We start from the raw sequence: 16,317 nt of genomic DNA on the forward strand, positions 1-16,317 counted from the left end.
GAGCTTCCGGCCGTCGTATTAACAGTCGGCGAACCCCACATCACCGAACACACGTAAGAGTCATCGCCCGCTCCCGCCCAGCATCTCGCGCCCCCCGCCCGTATGGCGCCGGCCCAGCACGTCGAGCACCTCGCGCCGGCCCGCATGGCTCCCTCCGAGCAGGCCGCGCGTGCGGACTTGGGAGCCGGCCAGCACGTCTCGCCTTCGCAGCTGGCGCCGACGGCGCCTCAGCACCGGATGCCGCTCGGAGCCGCGGACATCGCTCCGCGGCACATCGCGCCTGCCGAGTTGGCGCCGACCGCCCCCCTCCGACTCGCGGCCGCCGTGCCCGCCGAGCAGGTCCTGCCCATGCACCTGCCGGCCGGCACGCCCGCCGAGCACGTCGTGCACGAGTACGCCGCGTTCAAAGCTTCCGCCGGTGCGAAGCCGTTGCCGGCGCTGGCATAGCGAAACGACATAAAGAGAGGAATGCAGTGATGGATTTCGGTGCGATGCCCCCGGAGATCAACTCCGGTCTGATGTACGCGGGACCCGGTCCAGCCTCGATGCTGGCGGCGGCGATGGCCTGGGAGGGACTTGCCGCGGATCTGCGGTCGGCAGCGACGAGCTACGGGACCGTGATCCTGGAACTCACCGAGACCGGATGGCAGGGTCCCTCGTCGACGGCGATGGCGACCGCCGCGGCGCCCTACGTGGCCTGGATGCACGCCACGGCCGCACAGGCCGAGCAGGCGGGGATGCAGGCGACCGCGGCAGCCGTCGCACACGAGGCGGCATTTGCGGCGACCGTGCCGCCGCCGATGATCGCCGCCAACCGCTCGTTGCTGATGCAGCTTGTCGCGACCAACTTTCTGGGGATCAACGCCGCGGCGATCGCGGCCACCGAGGCGCAGTACGGCGAGATGTGGGCCCAAGATGCCATGGCCATGTACGCCTACGCCGGTTCGTCGGCGGCGGCGGCCATGCTGGCGCCGATGATGGTCGCCCCGCCCACCACCAATCCCGGCGGCGTCGCGGCCAGCGCCGTGCCGGCGGGCGAGGCCAACATGCAGGGCGCCGTTCAGGCGGCGATGGGCCTACCCTCGACACTCAATTCGTCCGCGTCGTCGCTGGCGAGCGGCTTCCCGTCGGCGGTCAGCAGCTTCGCCGACCTGCTCGGTATGCCCTTCGGCCAGGGCGCCGGCGGCGCCGCATCGGCTGTGGGCGGGATGACTGCATCCAACGCCGGCTTCACGAACGCCATGCCCGCGTCCGGCGCCTTGTCCCCGGTGGGGATGCAGCGTTTCGTCCCCGCCCAGCCGCTGATGTCCACGCCCGCCAGGCTGGCGCCGGCGCGACTGATGCCGTCGGCCGCTATGGGCCAGGCGACTCCAGTCGGAGCTCTGTCGGTTCCGTCGAGCTGGACCCCGGCAACCCCGGAAGCCGCCGCGCCGGCCGGTGCTCCGCTGGCGGGTGCCGGCGCGGCGGCTCGAATGCTGAGGCCCCCGAGTAGCTCTGCCGCCCAAGTCGGCGGCATGGAGATGCGTGGATTCGGCGCCACCATGCCGGCTCCCGTGAGCGTATTGCCGCGCGTGGTCGGCTGACGGAAAGGGGAGAGGAAATCTCGGCGTACCGGTAACCAAACTGTAGAAGCAACAACCACTTTCGAAGGAGAAATGCAATGACAGCACGATTCATGACCGATCCGCACGAAATGCGGGCGATGGCGGGCCGCTTCGAGGTGCACGCCCAGACCGTCGAGGACGAGGCCCGCAAGATGTGGGCGTCCTCGATGAACATCGCCGGCGCGGGCTGGAGCGGCCGGGCGCAGGCGGCCTCGTACGACACCATGGACCAGACGAATCAGGCGTTCCGCAACATCGTCAACATGCTGCACGGCGTGCGCGACGGGCTGGTTCGAGACGCCAACAACTACGAGCAGCAAGAGCAGGCTTCGCAGCAGATCCTGGGCAGCTAGCCCACCAACAAAACAGGAGACGAGCAACGATGACAATCAACTATCAATTCGGTGATGTCGACACGCACGGCGCCACCATCCGCGCGCAGGCAGCGTCGTTGGAGGCCGAACACCAGGCCATCGTGCGCGATGTGCTTGCCGCCGGGGACTTTTGGGGCGGCGCGGGGTCCGCGGCGTGCCAGGAGTTCATCATCGGGCTGGGCCGCAACTTCCAGGTGATCTACGAACAGGCCAACGCCCACGGGCAGAAGGTGCAAAGCGCCGGCAACAACATGGCCAGCACCGACAGCGCCGTCGGGTCCAGCTGGGCCTAGGGCCTAAGGGGTGACGAGAACCTTGCAGTGTCGCTCGGGGTCGGCGAGGTCGTCGAAGGCCGCGCCGACCCCGTCCAGGCCTACCTCTCCGGTGATCAGCGGGCTGACATCGATATCGCCCTCGGCCAGTGCACGCAGCGAGTCGGTGAACTCCTCAGGGGTGTACGCGAGCACGAACTGCACGTTGATCTCTTTGGCGATCGCGAAGAACGGATGCACGGTGTCGGGCTGCATGCAAACGCCCGCGACCACCAGGCGAGTGCCGGGCCGGGCCCGGAGCAGCACGTCGTCGATGATCCCGGGCACGCCGACCGCCTCGAACACCACTGCGGCTTTGACGGAGTCGAATGGCGAACCCTGCGCCGCGTCCAGCGCCCGATGGGCGCCCATGGCGGTGGCCAGTTCCCGCCGCTTCGGCGAAAAATCAGATGCCACAACATTTTCCACGCCGCGTGCGCGCAGAGCCGCAATGATCGCGATGCCGATCGGGCCGCAACCGATGACCAGGGCCGTCTCGCCGGGGGCGATGTTGGACTTGTTGACGGCGTGCAACCCCACCGCCATGGGTTCGGTCAGCGCGGCATGTTTGAAGTCCAAGCCGTTGGGGATCGGTAGCAGCAGCGGCGCCGACAGCAACATGCGTTCGGCGTAACCGCCGATTGTGCTGTTGCTGTAGACGATCGGCTCGGCACCCTTGGCCGACAACAGCACCGGGAGCGAGGTGACCAGCGTTCCAGGCGGGTGGGTATCCGTGTCGGGGCCCGCCTCGAGCACCTCGGCGCTGAACTCGTGGCCCATGAAAACGTCGTGGTCGAGGTCGACGTGCATGCCGCCCCGGCCGCCGGCCACCCGATCGCTCATCGCCAGCACCTGCGCGCCGTGGGCGGCGAAATGCAAGTCCGAGCCGCAGATCCCGCATGCCCGCACTCCGACGAGTACCTGCCCTGCCATCGGTACGGGATCCGGCACGTCGTCCCGGTAGACCATCCGGCCGTTGCGCAATACCGCAGCGCGCATCAGCTCTTCACGCCCTTCTGTTCGTCGACATGCTCGGAGATGGCTTTCACCACGGCCTCGCCGGCTCGGCCGATCAGCTGATCGCGATGGCCCTTGGCCCAGTCGTGCGACGAGCGCGACGCTTCGAGCTGTCCCTTGAAATGGGGAATCACCTTGCGCGCCATCAAGTCATAGCAGTGATAGGTCGCCTCGGGGGAGGCCCAGTCGTGACCGAGCATCAGCAACGTGCCGAACCCGCCGGAGCGCTCGAGTAGGTCTTCTATGTGGGCGATGGCATCGTCGGGCGTGCCGATGCAGCAGTTGCCCGTGGCTGCGTAGTCCTCGACGAACTCGTGCGGTGACTGGGCACCCTCGACGGAGTTGGCCAACGGTACGAACCCCGCCGCGCCGAAGTAATTGGCGAAGTCCTGCAAACCGTAAGTGCAGTCGTCGATCGCCTTCTCGCGACTGTCCGCGATGTGCATGATGCTCAGTACGCGCCAGTCGGCCCGATCCGGCTCGTCGCGGCCGACTTTGGCGGCCTGTTCGCGTACCACGTCCCAGGTGGTTTCCAGGGCGGCAAAGCCGCCCGGCACCGACATCGACAACGACAGCAATGACGTGCCCAATGCGCCCGCCAGCCGCGGCCCAGACGGCGAAATCATTGCCGCCGTGGAGATCTCCGGGTGGGGCCAGGTGTAGGGCCGGATGTGCAGTTGCGCCTCGCGCAACGTGAACCAGTCGGTGTGGCGGTCGATCCGCTCCGACGGGCCGGCCCGGAACAACGCGAGTATCGCCTCGAGCGACTCCTGCATCATGTGCCGTTGATCAACCGGATCGATGCCCATCATGTAGGCGTCCGACGGCAGGGCGCCGGGGCCGGCGCCGAACATCACCCGGCCGCGGGTGAGGTGGTCGAGCAGCACCCACCGATCGGCCACCATAAGCGGATGGTGGTATGGCAGCGAGACCACTCCCGTGCCCAACCGGATGTGCTTCGTTCGCTCCGCGGCAGCCGCGATGAACACCTCCGGGCAGGCGATCAGCTCGTAGCCACCGGAGTGGTGTTCGCCGAACCACGCCTCGTCAAAGCCGAGCCGGTCCAAGGCGACGACGCGCTCCATGTCGTATTCCAAAGCCAGCGTTGGTGATTGGCCGATCGGGTGAAAAGGCGTGATGAAGACACCGAACCGCAAAGGGGCATTCATCGCAGCTCCAATCCGTTGAGGAAGTCCAATAAAGCCGAGTTCACCTCGTCCGGCCGTTCCTGCTGCAGCCAGTGCCCTGCGTCGCCGATCATCACCTGTTGGTAGGGGCCGGTGATCAACTCCGCTGCGCGGTCGGCGCGGGTGAACGTCAGCACCGGATCGGCGGTTCCGCCGATAAAGAGTGCCGGCACAGTAATTTTGGCGTCAGCCAGCTCTGGCGTGGTCTCCCAGTTATGGTCGAAGTTGCGGTACCAGTTCAGGCCGCCGGTGAACCCGGTGCGGGAGAACTCGCTGATGTAGTGGTCGAGCTCGTCCTGGCTGAGCCAGTCGGGCAGCCGCTCTGGCTCGGGAAGGCGATCGATAAAGCCTTCGTCCCCGGGCGCCACCATGCGCGCCGCGGAGAGCGGGTCACCCGACGTGCGCAGGCCGCCGAGCATCCTGCGTATCGTGCGCGCGGGGTCACTGTTGAGTTCCGCGTCGGCGACGCCCGGTTCCTGGAAGTACAGGATGTAAAAGAACTTGTCGCCGAGCATCTTGCGCCACGCCCTCGTCGGCGCCACGTGTGAGCGTGGCACGGCCGGGACGCTGAGCGCAGCGACGGCCGCAACCCGATCCGGATGCAGCAGCGGCGCATTCCACACGACGGCTGCGCCCCAATCGTGTCCGACCCAGACCGCACGCTCGGCGCCGACGTCGTCGAGCAGGCCGACCAGGTCGGCCGTCAGGTGGTGGATGTCGTAAGCCTCGATCGGTTCGGGACGGGAGGAGCCGCCGTAACCACGCTGATCCGGTGCCAGCACGTGGTAGCCCGCCTCGGCGAGCACCGGGATCTGGTGGCGCCACGAATAGGCCAACTCGGGAAAGCCGTGGGCCAAAATCACCACGGGTGCGCCGCGGTCGCCCGCCTCGACGACCCGCAGCCGCACACCGTTGGTTTCTACTAACCGTTCGGTTGAGTTGAGCACCATGCCACCAAAGCACACCCCCTCCGGGGCTGAGAAGTATTCACGTTGATTGCGAATAGCATTCCGACGGCTTTGGTCGCCTGGTAGATATCGCCGTGAAGGCCCGGGCATTTCTTGGAAAGCAGGTGGACCCATGAGACGGCTCGACCATGTCGTCCTCTGGACGAAAGATCCGCGTGCCTCGATGGATTTCTATATCCGGGTGGTCGGGTTGGAGCCGGTCCGGTTCGCCGAGTTCGAGGCCGGCGACGCGCCGTTCCCGAGCGTGCGGGTGTGCGAAGACTCCATCATCGACTTGTTGCCGGTTGCCAACGTCGCCGGCACCGAGGCGCTGACTCGGGCGGACGGCAGCGCCGGCCACCCGGTGAACCACGTCTGCCTGGCGCTGTCGAAGTCCGAATACGACGCGCTCGACCAACGCCTGCAAGGCGAGGGCCTGGACACGAGCGCTCGGCTGAGCCCCACTTTCGGGGCCCGTGGGTGGGCGCCGCAGGCGTACTACTTCACCGATCCGGACGGCAACGTGATCGAGGCCCGCTATTACGAGTGATCCAGCTCGCGACGGATGCGCTGGCCACCGAACGTCACGCTGGCGTGACTGCTGCAGGCCACCGTCGCGCTGGCGTGACGCTCGGCGTGCCCGGAGGGAACCCCTAGTCGTTATATCGACAGGGCGGTGGCAGATCGTGGCGATCGCCACGAGCGGTAACCTGGACATTTCTAGCTGCGTGAATATCGGGGAAGGACCTGGCCACCAAGGCCGATGATTGATGAACCGGAAAAACGTTATCCGCACCATCACGGCGATCGCCGTCGTGGTGCTGCTCGGTTGGTCGTTCTTCTATTTCAGCGACGACACCCGCGGCTATAAACCCGTCGACACGTCGGTGGCGGTGGCGCAGATCAACGGCGACAACGTCAAGAGCGCTCAGATCGACGATCGCGAGCAGCAGCTGCGGTTGACCCTGAAGAAGGGCAACAACGACACCGACAAATCCGACAAGGTCATCACCAAATACCCGAGCGGGTACGCGGTCGACCTGTTCAACGCGCTGAGCGCCAAGAACGCGAAGGTCAGCACGGTCGTCAACCAGGGCAGCATCCTGGGCGAGCTGCTCGTCTACGTGTTGCCGCTGCTGTTGCTGGTGGGCCTATTCGTCATGTTCTCCCGCATGCAGGGCGGGGCGCGGATGGGCTTCGGCTTCGGCAAGTCGCGCGCCAAGATGCTCAACAAGGACATGCCCAAGACCACGTTCGCCGACGTAGCGGGCGTCGACGAGGCGGTCGAAGAGCTCTACGAGATCAAGGACTTCCTGCAGAATCCCGGTCGCTATCAGGCGCTGGGCGCCAAGATCCCCAAGGGCGTGCTGCTCTACGGCCCGCCCGGGACGGGCAAGACGCTGCTGGCGCGCGCGGTCGCCGGTGAGGCCGGGGTGCCGTTCTTCACCATCTCCGGCTCCGACTTCGTCGAGATGTTCGTCGGGGTGGGCGCATCGCGGGTGCGCGACCTGTTCGAGCAGGCCAAACAGAACAACCCGTGCATCATCTTCGTCGACGAGATCGACGCGGTGGGCCGCCAGCGCGGCGCCGGCCTCGGCGGCGGCCACGACGAGCGCGAGCAAACGCTGAACCAGCTGCTGGTGGAGATGGACGGCTTCGACCCACGCGCCGGTGTCATCCTGATCGCCGCCACCAACCGGCCCGACATTCTGGACCCCGCGTTGCTGCGGCCGGGCCGCTTCGACCGGCAGATCCCGGTGTCCAACCCCGACCTGGCGGGCCGCCGCGCGGTGCTGGAAGTGCACTCGAAGGGCAAGCCGATCGGCCCGGACGCCGACCTCGCCGGGCTGGCCAAGCGCACGGTCGGCATGACCGGCGCCGACCTGGCCAACGTCATCAACGAGGCGGCGCTGCTGACCGCCCGGGAGAACGGCACCGTCATCACCGGCGCCGCGCTCGAAGAGGCGGTGGACCGGGTGATCGGCGGCCCCCGGCGCAAGGGCCGGATCATCAGCGAGCAGGAAAAGAAGATCACCGCCTACCACGAGGGCGGGCACACCCTGGCGGCTTGGGCGATGCCGGACATCGAGCCGATCTACAAAGTGACCATCCTCGCGCGCGGGCGTACCGGCGGCCACGCGGTCGCGGTGCCCGAGGAGGACAAGGGTCTGCGGACCCGCTCGGAGATGATCGCGCAACTGGTGTTCGCGATGGGCGGACGCGCCGCGGAGGAACTGGTGTTCCGGGAGCCGACGACGGGCGCGGTGTCCGACATCGAGCAGGCCACCAAGGTGGCCCGCGCGATGGTCACCGAATTCGGCATGAGTTCCAAGTTGGGCGCGGTCAAGTACGGCACCGAACACGGCGACCCCTTCCTGGGCCGCACAATGGGGACGCAGGCCGACTACTCGCACGAGGTCGCCCGCGACATCGACGACGAGATCCGCAAGCTGATCGAGGCGGCTCACACCGAGGCGTGGGAGATCCTCACCGAATACCGTGACGTGCTCGACACCCTGGCCGGGCAGCTCCTGGAGAAGGAAACGCTGCACCGCGCCGAGCTCGAGGGCATCTTCGCCGACGTCGAAAAGCGGCCTCGGCTCACCATGTTCGACGACTTCGGGGGCCGCATCCCGTCGGACAAGCCGCCGATCAAGACGCCCGGCGAGCTGGCGATGGAGCGCGGCGAGCCGTGGCCGCCGCCGGTCCCCGAGCCGGCGTTCAAGGCGGCCATCGCACGGGCCAGTCAGGCGGCTGCGGCCGCGGGAGCGGAAGCCGACCGAAACAACAACGGCGGCAATGGTTCTCAGGGATCCGGCCACCGGCCGGGCGCGGCGCACGCCCCCACCCAGCCGGACTACGGCGCGCCGGCCGGCTGGCACGCGCCGGGGTGGCCGCCCCAGGACCAGCAGCCGAATTACTGGTATCCGCCGCCGCAGGCGCCACAGCAGCCGTACTGGCCGCAGCCGGCGGGGCACTACCCGGGCTATCCGGGGCAGCAGGGCCACCCGGGCCAGCAGGCCCACCCCGGTCAGCAGGGTCAGGCGCAGCCCCCTTACCCACCGTATCCGCCCTACCCGCCGCCGAGTCTGCCCGACCCGGACGGTGCACGGTCTCCCGACCAGCAGGACGACGACGTAAGCCGGTCCAATCCGCCGGCTCACGGCTGACGAACGGAGGATTCGATGGCAGTAACCGGTTTCGGCCCGGACACCGCCACCCCCTCGACCCGGGTGTTCGACCAGGAGCGCGCCGAGGCCGCGGTCCGGGAGTTGCTGTACGCCATCGGCGAGGACCCGGACCGGCACGGCCTGCGAGAGACGCCGGCTCGCGTCGCCCGCGCCTACCAAGAAATGTTTGCCGGCCTCTACACCGACCCCGACAGCGTGCTGAACACCATGTTCGACGAGGAGCACGACGAACTGGTGCTGGTCAAGGAGATTCCGCTGTACTCCACCTGCGAACACCATCTGGTGTCGTTCCATGGTGTCGCCCATGTCGGGTACATCCCCGGCGCTGACGGACGCGTCACCGGGCTGTCCAAGATCGCCCGGTTGGTCGACCTCTACGCCAAGCGCCCGCAGGTGCAGGAGAGGCTGACCAGCCAGATCGCCGACGCCCTGATGAACAAGCTCAACCCGCGGGGGGTGATCGTCGTGATCGAGGCGGAGCACCTGTGCATGGCCATGCGCGGCGTCCGCAAGCCGGGCGCCGTCACCACCACCTCGGCGGTGCGCGGGCAGTTCAAATCCAACGCTGCTTCTCGAGCCGAAGCGCTCGACCTCATCTTGCGTAAGTGAGCCGGCGCCTGTGCGGGTGATGGGAGTCGTGAACGTCACCGACGACTCGTTCTCCGATGGCGGCCGCTACCTGCACACCGGCAACGCTGTGGCGCACGGGGTGACGCTGGCCGCCGAGGGTGCGGACATCGTCGACGTCGGCGGCGAGTCGACTCGGCCCGGCGCCACCCGCATCGATTCCCAGATCGAAACCTCCCGCGTGATCCCCGTCGTCAAAGAACTTGTGGCAGAGGGGATTACGGTAAGCATCGACACGATGCACGCTGACGTCGCGCGCGCGGCGCTGCAGAACGGTGCGCGGATCGTCAACGACGTGTCGGGCGGACGGGCCGATCCCGCGATGGCGCCGCTGCTGGCCGACGCGGGCGTGCCGTGGGTGCTGATGCATTGGCGTTCGGTGTCCGCTGAGCGGCCGCACGCGGCGCCCCGATACGGCGACGTGGTGGCCGAAGTGCGCGCCGAGCTGCTCGCCAGCGTCGACGCGGCGGTCGCCGCGGGCGTCGACCCCGCCAAGCTGGTGATCGACCCGGGGCTCGGCTTCGCCAAGACGGCTCAACACAATTGGGCGTTGCTGCGCGCGCTGCCGCAGTTGGTGGCCACCGGGATCCCCGTCCTCCTGGGCGCGTCGCGCAAACGGTTCCTCGGTACGTTGTTAGCCGGACCCGATGGCTCGCCGCGGCCGCCCGCCGGCCGCGAGACGGCGACCGCGGTGATCTCGGCGTTGGCGGCGCTGTACGGGGCGTGGGGCGTTCGCGTGCACGACGTGCGGGCCACGGCCGATGCCGTCAAGGTGGTGGGGGCCTGGACGAAGACCGAAACGCAGCAAACCGAGCTGGCTGGAGACGATGGCTGATCGAATCGAATTGCGGGGGTTGACGATTCGTGGGCGACACGGAGTTTTCGATCACGAGCGCGCCGACGGCCAGGACTTCGTCGTCGATATGACCGTGTGGATCGACCTCGCCGAGGCCGCCGCCAGCGACGAGCTGGCCGACACCTACGACTACGGACGCCTGGCCCAGCTGGCCGCCGATATCGTCGCCGGGCCGCCGCGCAACCTGATCGAAGCGGTCGGGGGTGAGATCGCCGACCGGGTGATGCAAGACGAGCGCGTGCACGCCGTCGAGGTGGTCGTGCACAAGCCGCGGGCTCCGATCCCGCAGCAGTTCGCCGACGTCGCAGTGGTGGTGCGACGGTCGCGACGCGGCGGCCGGGGCTCGGTGATCCCGGCGGAGCGGCGCCTATGACCCGCGACGACGACGATGACGCCGGCGAAGCCGGGGTGGAGGAGCGGCGCCTATGACCCGCGACCACGACGATGACGCCGGCGAAGCCGGGGTGGAGGAGCGGCGCCTATGACTTGGGTGGTCCTCTCCATCGGCTCCAACCTGGGTGACCGCCTGGCCCGCCTGCAGTCCGTCGTCGACGGGCTGGGCGAAACGGTGCTGGCGGTCTCCCCGGTCTACGAGACCGATCCGTGGGGCCGCGTCGACCAGGCGCCGTTTCTCAACGCGGTGCTGATCGCCAACGACCCGGTGTGCGACGGGCAGGGCTGGTTGCGCCGGGCCCAGGACTTCGAGCGGGCCGCGGGCCGCGTGCGCGGCGAGCGCTGGGGTCCGCGCACCCTCGACGTGGACCTGATCGCCTGCTACGGCGAGGCCGAGGTGATCTCCCGTGAGAACAACCTGACGTTGCCGCACCCCCTGGCCCACCTGCGGGCGTTCGTGATGGTCCCCTGGCTGGCCATCGATCCCGATGCCCAACTGACCGTCGCCGGGAGCCCTCAGCCGGTCTCGGGCCTGCTCGCCCAGCTGGAGCCCGCCGACCGGGAAAGCGTCCGGCTCACCGACCTGAAGCTGCACCGGGCGGGCACGGCCCCGACCGACCGGAAACTTCAAAGCTGATGGGGCCGACCAGAAAACGTGACCTGACGGCCGCGGTGGTCGCCGCCGCGGTGGTGGGCTATTTGCTGGTCAAGGGTCTCTACCGGTGGTTTCCGCCGATTACGGTGTGGACCGGTCTGTCGCTGCTGGCCTTCGCTGTCGGTGAAGCCCTGTGGGCGCGCTACGTTCGGGCGAAGATCAACGACGGCGAAATCGGCGCCGGCCCCGGCTGGCTGCACCCGCTGGCGGTGGCCCGCAGCCTGGTGGTGGCCAAGGCGTCGGCCTGGGTGGGTGCGCTGATGCTGGGCTGGTGGGTCGGCATCCTGGTGTACTTTCTGCCGCGACGATCCTGGCTGCGGGCGGCCGCCGAGGACACGACCGGCACCGTGGTCGCGGCCGTCAGTGCGCTGGCGCTGCTCCTCGCCGCGCTGTGGCTGCAGCATTGCTGCAAGTCGCCGCCGGACCAGACCGAGCACGGTGAAGGAGCGGAAAACTAGCCCGCCTGTGACCCGGCCAACAACAGCGTGAGAATCGCCGGAGTAGGGCGACACGCGGATTGACCTCGCGCAGGTACAGTCAGGCCATGACCGTTCTGTCCCGCGGCGCCCGGGTTCGGCGCGGCGGCCGCAGGCCGGGGTGGGTGCTCTTGACCGCGTTGCTGGTCCTTGCGATGGGGGCCAGTTCCGCATTGGTTTTCACCAATCGGGTGGAACTCCTCAAGCTCGCTGTAATCCTGGCCCTGTGGGCCGCAGTCGCTGGCGCCTTCGTGTCGGTGCTGTACCGCCGTCAGAGCGACGCGGACCAATCGCGCGTCCGCGACCTGAAGCTGGTGTACGACTTGCAGCTGGATCGGGAAATATCGGCTCGGCGTGAGTACGAGCTGACCGTCGAGTCCCAACTGCGCCGCGAGCTGGCGTCCGAGCTGCGCGCGCAAGCCGCCGACGACCTGGCCGAGCTGCGCGCGGAGCTGAGCGCGCTGCGCACCAGCCTGGAGATCCTGTTCGACACCGACCTCGCCCAGCGGCCGGCCCTGGAGACGCCCGAGACCGAGGCGGCACCCGAGCGCGCGTACAGCGAGTGGGACCGCAACGGCGAAACCCCGCGTGACGCCCCCTACGACTGGGTCGCCAGCGATCGGGTCACCTCCGTCGCCCAGGACAACCCGCCGCCCCGCGCCGACGAGACGGCGATCATCGACGTGCCCGAGGAGCCGTTGCTGCCGCCCCGGCCCCAGAGCCAGCCGCAGCCCCGAGGCGATCGGGTGCCCTACCAGTACGAACCGCCGCAGGAGCCGCCGCCCACGGCCCCACCGCAGCCGTCGTACGGCGCCGCGCCGCCCGAGCCCGAGCCGCGCTACGAACCTCGTCAGCAGCCGGAGCCCCAGGTGCAGGGCTGGCAGCCGGCGGGTGCGTCCGGGCTGTGGTTGCCGCCCGGCACGCCGGGCAGCAACTGGGCCGGTGCCGAACAGTCCGCAACGCCGGGCGATGAGACGTCGGGCCGGCGGCGACGCGCCCGCCACTCCGAACCGGACGAAGCCTGGGCCGCCCCTCGCGACGAGCCGGGTCGCCGAGCGGCGTCGCGCCACTCGGCCGAGTATCGCGACTACGGGGCCCGCACCTTCGCGCCGGGGCCCCCGAGCGAGCCGACGTTTGCGCCCGGCCCCATTCCCGCGGCGGCTACGCCACCTCCTCCATCGCCACCGCAGTCGCCGTCATCCCATACCGACGCGGAGCCGCCACCGCCGCGGCTGGCCCCGCCGCCACCGCCGGAGCACGCGCCCCGGCACGGTGGTGCGGACCCGCTGGCGGCGGCCTCGGACGGCCCAAGCGAAGGCCCCCCGACCGGTGGTCAGTCGGTTGCCGAGCTGCTGGCGCGGCTGCAGGTCCAGCCGTCCGAGGGCGGCCGGCGCCGCAGACGTGAATAGTCGCGACGGCTGAGCTGGGAGCTTCCTCACATCGGGCTTGCATTGGTCGGGGCCCGCTGATCGACTACAGTTTTGGTGACCGAACGGTACCCACCAGGTGGGACCGGAACGAACGAAGAAATCTGTGAGGTCGTCTGCGATGGTGCAGTTCGACGGTTTGCGCCCGGCCAGGCTCAAAGTGGGAGTCATCTCGGCCGGCCGGGTGGGTACCGCGCTCGGTGTGGCGCTGGAGCGCGCCGACCACGTCGTGGTCGCGTGCAGCGCCATCTCCCACGCGTCGCGCCAGCGGGCGCAGCGTCGGCTGCCCGACACCCCGGTGGTGGCGCCGCCGGAGGTGGCCGCCGGTGCAGAGCTGCTGTTGCTGGCCGTTCCCGACAGCGAGCTGGCCGGCCTGGTGTCCGGCTTGGCGACGACCTCGTCGGTGCGGCCGGGCACGATCGTGGTCCACACCTCCGGCGCCAACGGGGTCGGCATTCTCGCGCCGCTGACCCGGGACGGCTGCATCCCGCTGGCGATCCACCCGGCGATGACATTCACCGGCTCCGATGAGGACATCAACCGGCTGCCGGACACCTGCTTCGGCATCACCGCCGCCGACGAGGTGGGGTATGCGATCGGGCAGTCGCTCGTCCTCGAGATGGGCGGCGAGCCGTTCTCCGTGCGTGAGGAAGCCCGCGTGCTCTACCACGCCGCACTGGCGCACGCGAGCAACCACCTGGTGACGGTCCTCGCCGACGCGCTCGAGGCGCTGCGGGCCGCGCTGCGCGGCAGCGAACTGCTGGGGCAACAGTCCGTCGACGACCAGCCGGGCGGCATCGCCGAACGCATCGTCGGGCCACTGGCGCGGGCGGCGCTGGAGAACACCCTGCAGCGCGGGCAGGCCGCGCTGACCGGGCCGGTCGCCCGCGGTGACGCGGCCGCGGTTGCCGGTCATCTGACGGCGCTGAACGAGGTCGACCCGGAGCTGGCCCAGGCGTACCGGGTGAACGGCCTGCGGACCGCCCGCCGCGCTCACGCCCCCGCCGACGTCCTCGAGGTGCTGGCGGGATGAGACCGGGCAAACCGCCCGCCTTCAAGGCCGGCGAACTCAACGTCTACTCGCGACGGCGCGACGTCGCGGACGTCACCCGCGCGCTGCGCCACACCGGCCGCCGCGTGATGCTGGTGCCCACCATGGGCGCGCTGCACGACGGCCACCTCGCCCTGGTGCGCGCCGCCAAGCGGGTGCCCGGCTCGGTGGTCGCGGTGTCGATCTTCGTCAATCCGCTGCAGTTCGGTGCCGGGGAAGACCTGGACGCCTACCCCCGAACCCTCGACCACGACGTGGCGCTGCTGCGCGGCGAAGGTGTGGAAATCGTCTTCGCGCCAACGGCCGCGGAGATGTACCCCGACGGCCTGCGCACCACGGTGCAGCCCGGGCCCCTGGCCGCCGACCTCGAAGGCGGCCAGCGACCGACCCACTTCGCCGGCGTGCTGACCGTGGTGTGCAAGCTGCTGCAGATCGTGCGCCCGGACCGAGTGTTCTTCGGCGAGAAGGATTATCAGCAGCTGGTGCTCATCCGGCAGATGGTCTCCGACCTGAACATCGACGTCGCCGTGGTGGCAGTGCCCACCGTCCGCGAGTCCGACGGGCTGGCCATGTCGTCGCGCAACCGCTACCTCGATGCGGCCCAACGCGAGGCGGCCGTGGCGGTGTCGGCGGCGTTGACGGCGGGGGCGCACGCCGCGGATGCCGGGCCGCGGGCCGCGCTGGCTGCGGCGCGTGCGGTGCTCGATGCGGTGCCTGAGCTCACGGTCGACTACCTCGAGTTGCGTGATCCGGAGCTGGGCCCGTTGCGGGCCGGCCGATCCGGGCGGTTGCTGGTGGCCGTCCGGCTGGGCAGCACCCGGCTGCTGGACAACATCGCGATCGAGATCGAAGCTTCGCCGGCACCCGTGGGGCCGGACGGATATCGGGACCCCCGTGAATCATCTTGGAGGAATTGATGTTACGGACCATGCTCAAGTCGAAGATCCACCGCGCCACCGTGACGCAGGCCGATTTGCACTACGTCGGCTCGGTGACCATCGACGCCGATCTGATGGACGCCGCTGACCTGCTGGAGGGCGAGCAGGTCACCATCGTGGACATCGACAACGGTGCCCGACTGGTCACCTACGCGATCACCGGCGAGCGCGGCAGCGGAGTGATCGGCATCAACGGTGCCGCCGCCCATCTCGTGCACCCCGGTGATCTGGTGATCCTGATCGCGTACGGGACGATGGAGGACGCGGAGGCGCGGTCCTACCGGCCGCGGATCGTGTTCGTCGACGCCGAAAACCAGCCGATAGACCTGGGCCACGATCCGGCCTTCGTTCCCGCGGACGCCGCCGAGCTCCTCGATCCCCGAATCACTGTGCGGTAGCCGTGCTGCTGGCGATCGACGTCCGTAACACCCACACCGTCGTGGGGCTGATCTCGGGGTCCAAAGAGCACGCAAAGGTAGCGCAGCAGTGGCGGATTCGAACCGAGTCCGAGGTCACCGCGGACGAGCTGGCCCTGACCATCGACGGCCTGATCGGCGACGACTCCGAGCGGCTCACCGGTGCGGCCGCGCTTTCCACCGTCCCGTCGGTGCTGCACGAGGTGCGGATCATGCTGGACCAGTATTGGCCGTCGGTGCCGCACGTGCTGATCGAGCCCGGCGTGCGCACCGGCATCCCGTTGCTGGTCGACAACCCGAAAGAAGTGGGCGCCGACCGAATCGTCAACTGCCTGGCCGCCTTTCACCGCTTCCAAAGCGCCGCGATCGTCATCGACTTCGGTTCCTCGATCTGTGTGGACGTCGTGTCGGCCAAGGGTGAATTCCTCGGTGGGGCGATCGCGCCCGGCGTGCAGGTCTCCTCGGATGCTGCGGCGGCCCGCTCCGCCGCTCTACGCCGGGTGGAACTGTCCCGCCCCCGTTCGGTGGTGGGCAAGAACACCGTCGAATGCATGCAGGCCGGAGCGGTATTCGGCTTCGCGGGGTTGGTCGACGGCCTGGTCGGTCGGATCCGCGAGGACGTGGAGGGGTTCGCCGGCGACGACGTGGCGGTGGTGGCGACGGGGCATACGGCGCCGCTGCTGCTGCCGGAGTTGCACACCCGTAGCCATTACGACCAGCATCTGACCCTGCACGGCCTGGGGCTGGTCTTCGAACGCAACCGGGACGTTCAGCGCGGCCGGTTGAAGACCGCGCGCTGAATTTTCGCCGCCGAGATGGCCCCAGTGGTCGTAACTGCGACCGGCAC

19 protein-coding genes are annotated in these 16,317 nt (G+C 69.0%); 16 read left to right on the forward strand and 3 right to left on the reverse strand.

Annotated features, from left to right (window positions below; genetic code table 11):
• Positions 1–102: 102 nt before the first annotated feature.
• From A5695_RS00005 to A5695_RS00020, 4 genes are all read left to right on the forward strand, one after another.
• On the forward strand, positions 103–447 hold the full coding sequence (locus A5695_RS00005; RefSeq protein ID WP_068076827.1) for a hypothetical protein: 345 nt from the start codon (positions 103–105) through the stop codon (positions 445–447).
• Positions 448–476: 29 nt separating this feature from the next.
• Entirely contained in the window at positions 477–1,583 is a 1,107-nt protein-coding gene (locus A5695_RS00010; protein ID WP_068076829.1) for a PPE family protein, read from the forward strand.
• A 77-nt stretch (positions 1,584–1,660) separates the two neighbouring features.
• Positions 1,661–1,957, forward strand: coding sequence for a WXG100 family type VII secretion target (locus A5695_RS00015; protein ID WP_068076831.1), 297 nt, complete (start codon positions 1,661–1,663; stop codon positions 1,955–1,957).
• Positions 1,958–1,986: 29 nt separating this feature from the next.
• The gene (locus tag A5695_RS00020; protein WP_068076833.1) at positions 1,987–2,271 is read left to right on the forward strand and encodes a WXG100 family type VII secretion target; all 285 of its coding nucleotides are present in this window, start codon (positions 1,987–1,989) and stop codon (positions 2,269–2,271) included.
• Positions 2,272–2,274: 3 nt separating this feature from the next.
• On the opposite strand, the gene A5695_RS00025 is transcribed toward A5695_RS00020, so the two are convergent.
• The 3 genes from A5695_RS00025 to A5695_RS00035 are packed head-to-tail and all read right to left on the reverse strand — an operon-like array spanning position 2,275 to position 5,443.
• Positions 2,275–3,288, reverse strand: coding sequence for a zinc-binding dehydrogenase (locus A5695_RS00025; RefSeq protein ID WP_068076835.1), 1,014 nt, complete (start codon positions 3,286–3,288; stop codon positions 2,275–2,277).
• Positions 3,288–4,475: an LLM class flavin-dependent oxidoreductase gene (locus A5695_RS00030; protein ID WP_068076837.1), complete on the reverse strand. Its 1,188-nt coding sequence runs from the start codon at positions 4,473–4,475 to the stop codon at positions 3,288–3,290. The genes A5695_RS00025 and A5695_RS00030 overlap by 1 nt, the downstream gene beginning before the upstream one ends.
• A complete protein-coding gene (locus tag A5695_RS00035) occupies positions 4,472–5,443 on the reverse strand; it encodes an alpha/beta fold hydrolase (protein WP_369830139.1) in 972 nt (323 codons plus the stop codon). Before A5695_RS00035 ends, A5695_RS00030 begins: the two co-directional genes overlap by 4 nt.
• A gap of 130 nt (positions 5,444–5,573) precedes the next feature.
• Here A5695_RS00035 and A5695_RS00040 point away from each other — a divergent pair, with 130 nt between their 5' ends.
• The 12 genes from A5695_RS00040 (at position 5,574) to A5695_RS00095 (ending at position 16,270) form a co-directional block, all read left to right on the forward strand.
• The gene (locus tag A5695_RS00040; protein ID WP_068076839.1) at positions 5,574–5,990 is read left to right on the forward strand and encodes a VOC family protein; all 417 of its coding nucleotides are present in this window, start codon (positions 5,574–5,576) and stop codon (positions 5,988–5,990) included.
• Positions 5,991–6,210: 220 nt separating this feature from the next.
• Complete coding sequence (gene ftsH / locus A5695_RS00045; RefSeq protein WP_068076841.1) at positions 6,211–8,610, forward strand: ATP-dependent zinc metalloprotease FtsH; 2,400 nt, start codon at positions 6,211–6,213, stop codon at positions 8,608–8,610.
• A 15-nt stretch (positions 8,611–8,625) separates the two neighbouring features.
• Positions 8,626–9,240 (forward strand): GTP cyclohydrolase I FolE, encoded by a 615-nt coding sequence (gene folE / locus A5695_RS00050; RefSeq protein WP_068076844.1) that lies wholly within the window; start codon positions 8,626–8,628, stop codon positions 9,238–9,240.
• 19 nt (positions 9,241–9,259) lie between these two features.
• Positions 9,260–10,093 (forward strand): dihydropteroate synthase, encoded by an 834-nt coding sequence (gene folP, locus A5695_RS00055; protein ID WP_068076894.1) that lies wholly within the window; start codon positions 9,260–9,262, stop codon positions 10,091–10,093.
• The gene (gene folB, locus A5695_RS00060) at positions 10,086–10,487 is read left to right on the forward strand and encodes a dihydroneopterin aldolase (protein ID WP_068076845.1); all 402 of its coding nucleotides are present in this window, start codon (positions 10,086–10,088) and stop codon (positions 10,485–10,487) included. The genes folP and folB overlap by 8 nt, the downstream gene beginning before the upstream one ends.
• A gap of 108 nt (positions 10,488–10,595) precedes the next feature.
• Positions 10,596–11,144 carry a 2-amino-4-hydroxy-6-hydroxymethyldihydropteridine diphosphokinase gene (folK, locus tag A5695_RS00065; RefSeq protein WP_068076848.1) on the forward strand — a complete coding sequence of 183 codons (549 nt, stop codon included), beginning with the start codon at positions 10,596–10,598 and terminating at the stop codon, positions 11,142–11,144.
• Entirely contained in the window at positions 11,144–11,620 is a 477-nt protein-coding gene (locus tag A5695_RS00070; protein ID WP_068076850.1) for a DUF3180 domain-containing protein, read from the forward strand. The genes folK and A5695_RS00070 overlap by 1 nt, the downstream gene beginning before the upstream one ends.
• A gap of 86 nt (positions 11,621–11,706) precedes the next feature.
• Positions 11,707–13,047 carry a DUF6779 domain-containing protein gene (locus tag A5695_RS00075; protein WP_068076851.1) on the forward strand — a complete coding sequence of 447 codons (1,341 nt, stop codon included), beginning with the start codon at positions 11,707–11,709 and terminating at the stop codon, positions 13,045–13,047.
• A 139-nt stretch (positions 13,048–13,186) separates the two neighbouring features.
• Positions 13,187–14,098 carry a Rossmann-like and DUF2520 domain-containing protein gene (locus tag A5695_RS00080; protein WP_068076853.1) on the forward strand — a complete coding sequence of 304 codons (912 nt, stop codon included), beginning with the start codon at positions 13,187–13,189 and terminating at the stop codon, positions 14,096–14,098.
• On the forward strand, positions 14,095–15,033 hold the full coding sequence (gene panC, locus A5695_RS00085; protein ID WP_068076855.1) for a pantoate--beta-alanine ligase: 939 nt from the start codon (positions 14,095–14,097) through the stop codon (positions 15,031–15,033). Before A5695_RS00080 ends, panC begins: the two co-directional genes overlap by 4 nt.
• The gene (gene panD, locus A5695_RS00090) at positions 15,033–15,452 is read left to right on the forward strand and encodes an aspartate 1-decarboxylase (protein ID WP_068076858.1); all 420 of its coding nucleotides are present in this window, start codon (positions 15,033–15,035) and stop codon (positions 15,450–15,452) included. The genes panC and panD overlap by 1 nt, the downstream gene beginning before the upstream one ends.
• Before the next feature lie 2 nt (positions 15,453–15,454).
• Positions 15,455–16,270: a type III pantothenate kinase gene (locus A5695_RS00095; protein ID WP_068076860.1), complete on the forward strand. Its 816-nt coding sequence runs from the start codon at positions 15,455–15,457 to the stop codon at positions 16,268–16,270.
• The last annotated feature ends 47 nt before the right edge of the window (positions 16,271–16,317 follow it).

Origin of the sequence: Mycobacterium sp. E1747 (genome assembly GCF_001667775.1) — a bacterium.
Classification (GTDB): domain Bacteria; phylum Actinomycetota; class Actinomycetes; order Mycobacteriales; family Mycobacteriaceae; genus Mycobacterium.

Coding starts and splice junctions, on each gene's coding strand:
- folP (WP_068076894.1), top strand. CDS start 9,260: ATGGGAGTCGTGAACGTCACCGACGACTCGTTCTCCGATGGCGGCCGC.
- A5695_RS00040 (WP_068076839.1), top strand. CDS start 5,574: ATGAGACGGCTCGACCATGTCGTCCTCTGGACGAAAGATCCGCGTGCC.
- folE (WP_068076844.1), top strand. CDS start 8,626: ATGGCAGTAACCGGTTTCGGCCCGGACACCGCCACCCCCTCGACCCGG.
- A5695_RS00070 (WP_068076850.1), top strand. CDS start 11,144: ATGGGGCCGACCAGAAAACGTGACCTGACGGCCGCGGTGGTCGCCGCC.
- A5695_RS00015 (WP_068076831.1), top strand. CDS start 1,661: ATGACAGCACGATTCATGACCGATCCGCACGAAATGCGGGCGATGGCG.
- folB (WP_068076845.1), top strand. CDS start 10,086: ATGGCTGATCGAATCGAATTGCGGGGGTTGACGATTCGTGGGCGACAC.
- A5695_RS00080 (WP_068076853.1), top strand. CDS start 13,187: ATGGTGCAGTTCGACGGTTTGCGCCCGGCCAGGCTCAAAGTGGGAGTC.
- A5695_RS00075 (WP_068076851.1), top strand. CDS start 11,707: ATGACCGTTCTGTCCCGCGGCGCCCGGGTTCGGCGCGGCGGCCGCAGG.
- A5695_RS00005 (WP_068076827.1), top strand. CDS start 103: ATGGCGCCGGCCCAGCACGTCGAGCACCTCGCGCCGGCCCGCATGGCT.
- ftsH (WP_068076841.1), top strand. CDS start 6,211: ATGAACCGGAAAAACGTTATCCGCACCATCACGGCGATCGCCGTCGTG.
- A5695_RS00025 (WP_068076835.1), bottom strand. CDS start 3,288: ATGCGCGCTGCGGTATTGCGCAACGGCCGGATGGTCTACCGGGACGAC.
- A5695_RS00035 (WP_369830139.1), bottom strand. CDS start 5,443: ATGGTGCTCAACTCAACCGAACGGTTAGTAGAAACCAACGGTGTGCGG.
- A5695_RS00030 (WP_068076837.1), bottom strand. CDS start 4,475: ATGAATGCCCCTTTGCGGTTCGGTGTCTTCATCACGCCTTTTCACCCG.
- panD (WP_068076858.1), top strand. CDS start 15,033: ATGTTACGGACCATGCTCAAGTCGAAGATCCACCGCGCCACCGTGACG.
- folK (WP_068076848.1), top strand. CDS start 10,596: ATGACTTGGGTGGTCCTCTCCATCGGCTCCAACCTGGGTGACCGCCTG.
- panC (WP_068076855.1), top strand. CDS start 14,095: ATGAGACCGGGCAAACCGCCCGCCTTCAAGGCCGGCGAACTCAACGTC.
- A5695_RS00020 (WP_068076833.1), top strand. CDS start 1,987: ATGACAATCAACTATCAATTCGGTGATGTCGACACGCACGGCGCCACC.
- A5695_RS00010 (WP_068076829.1), top strand. CDS start 477: ATGGATTTCGGTGCGATGCCCCCGGAGATCAACTCCGGTCTGATGTAC.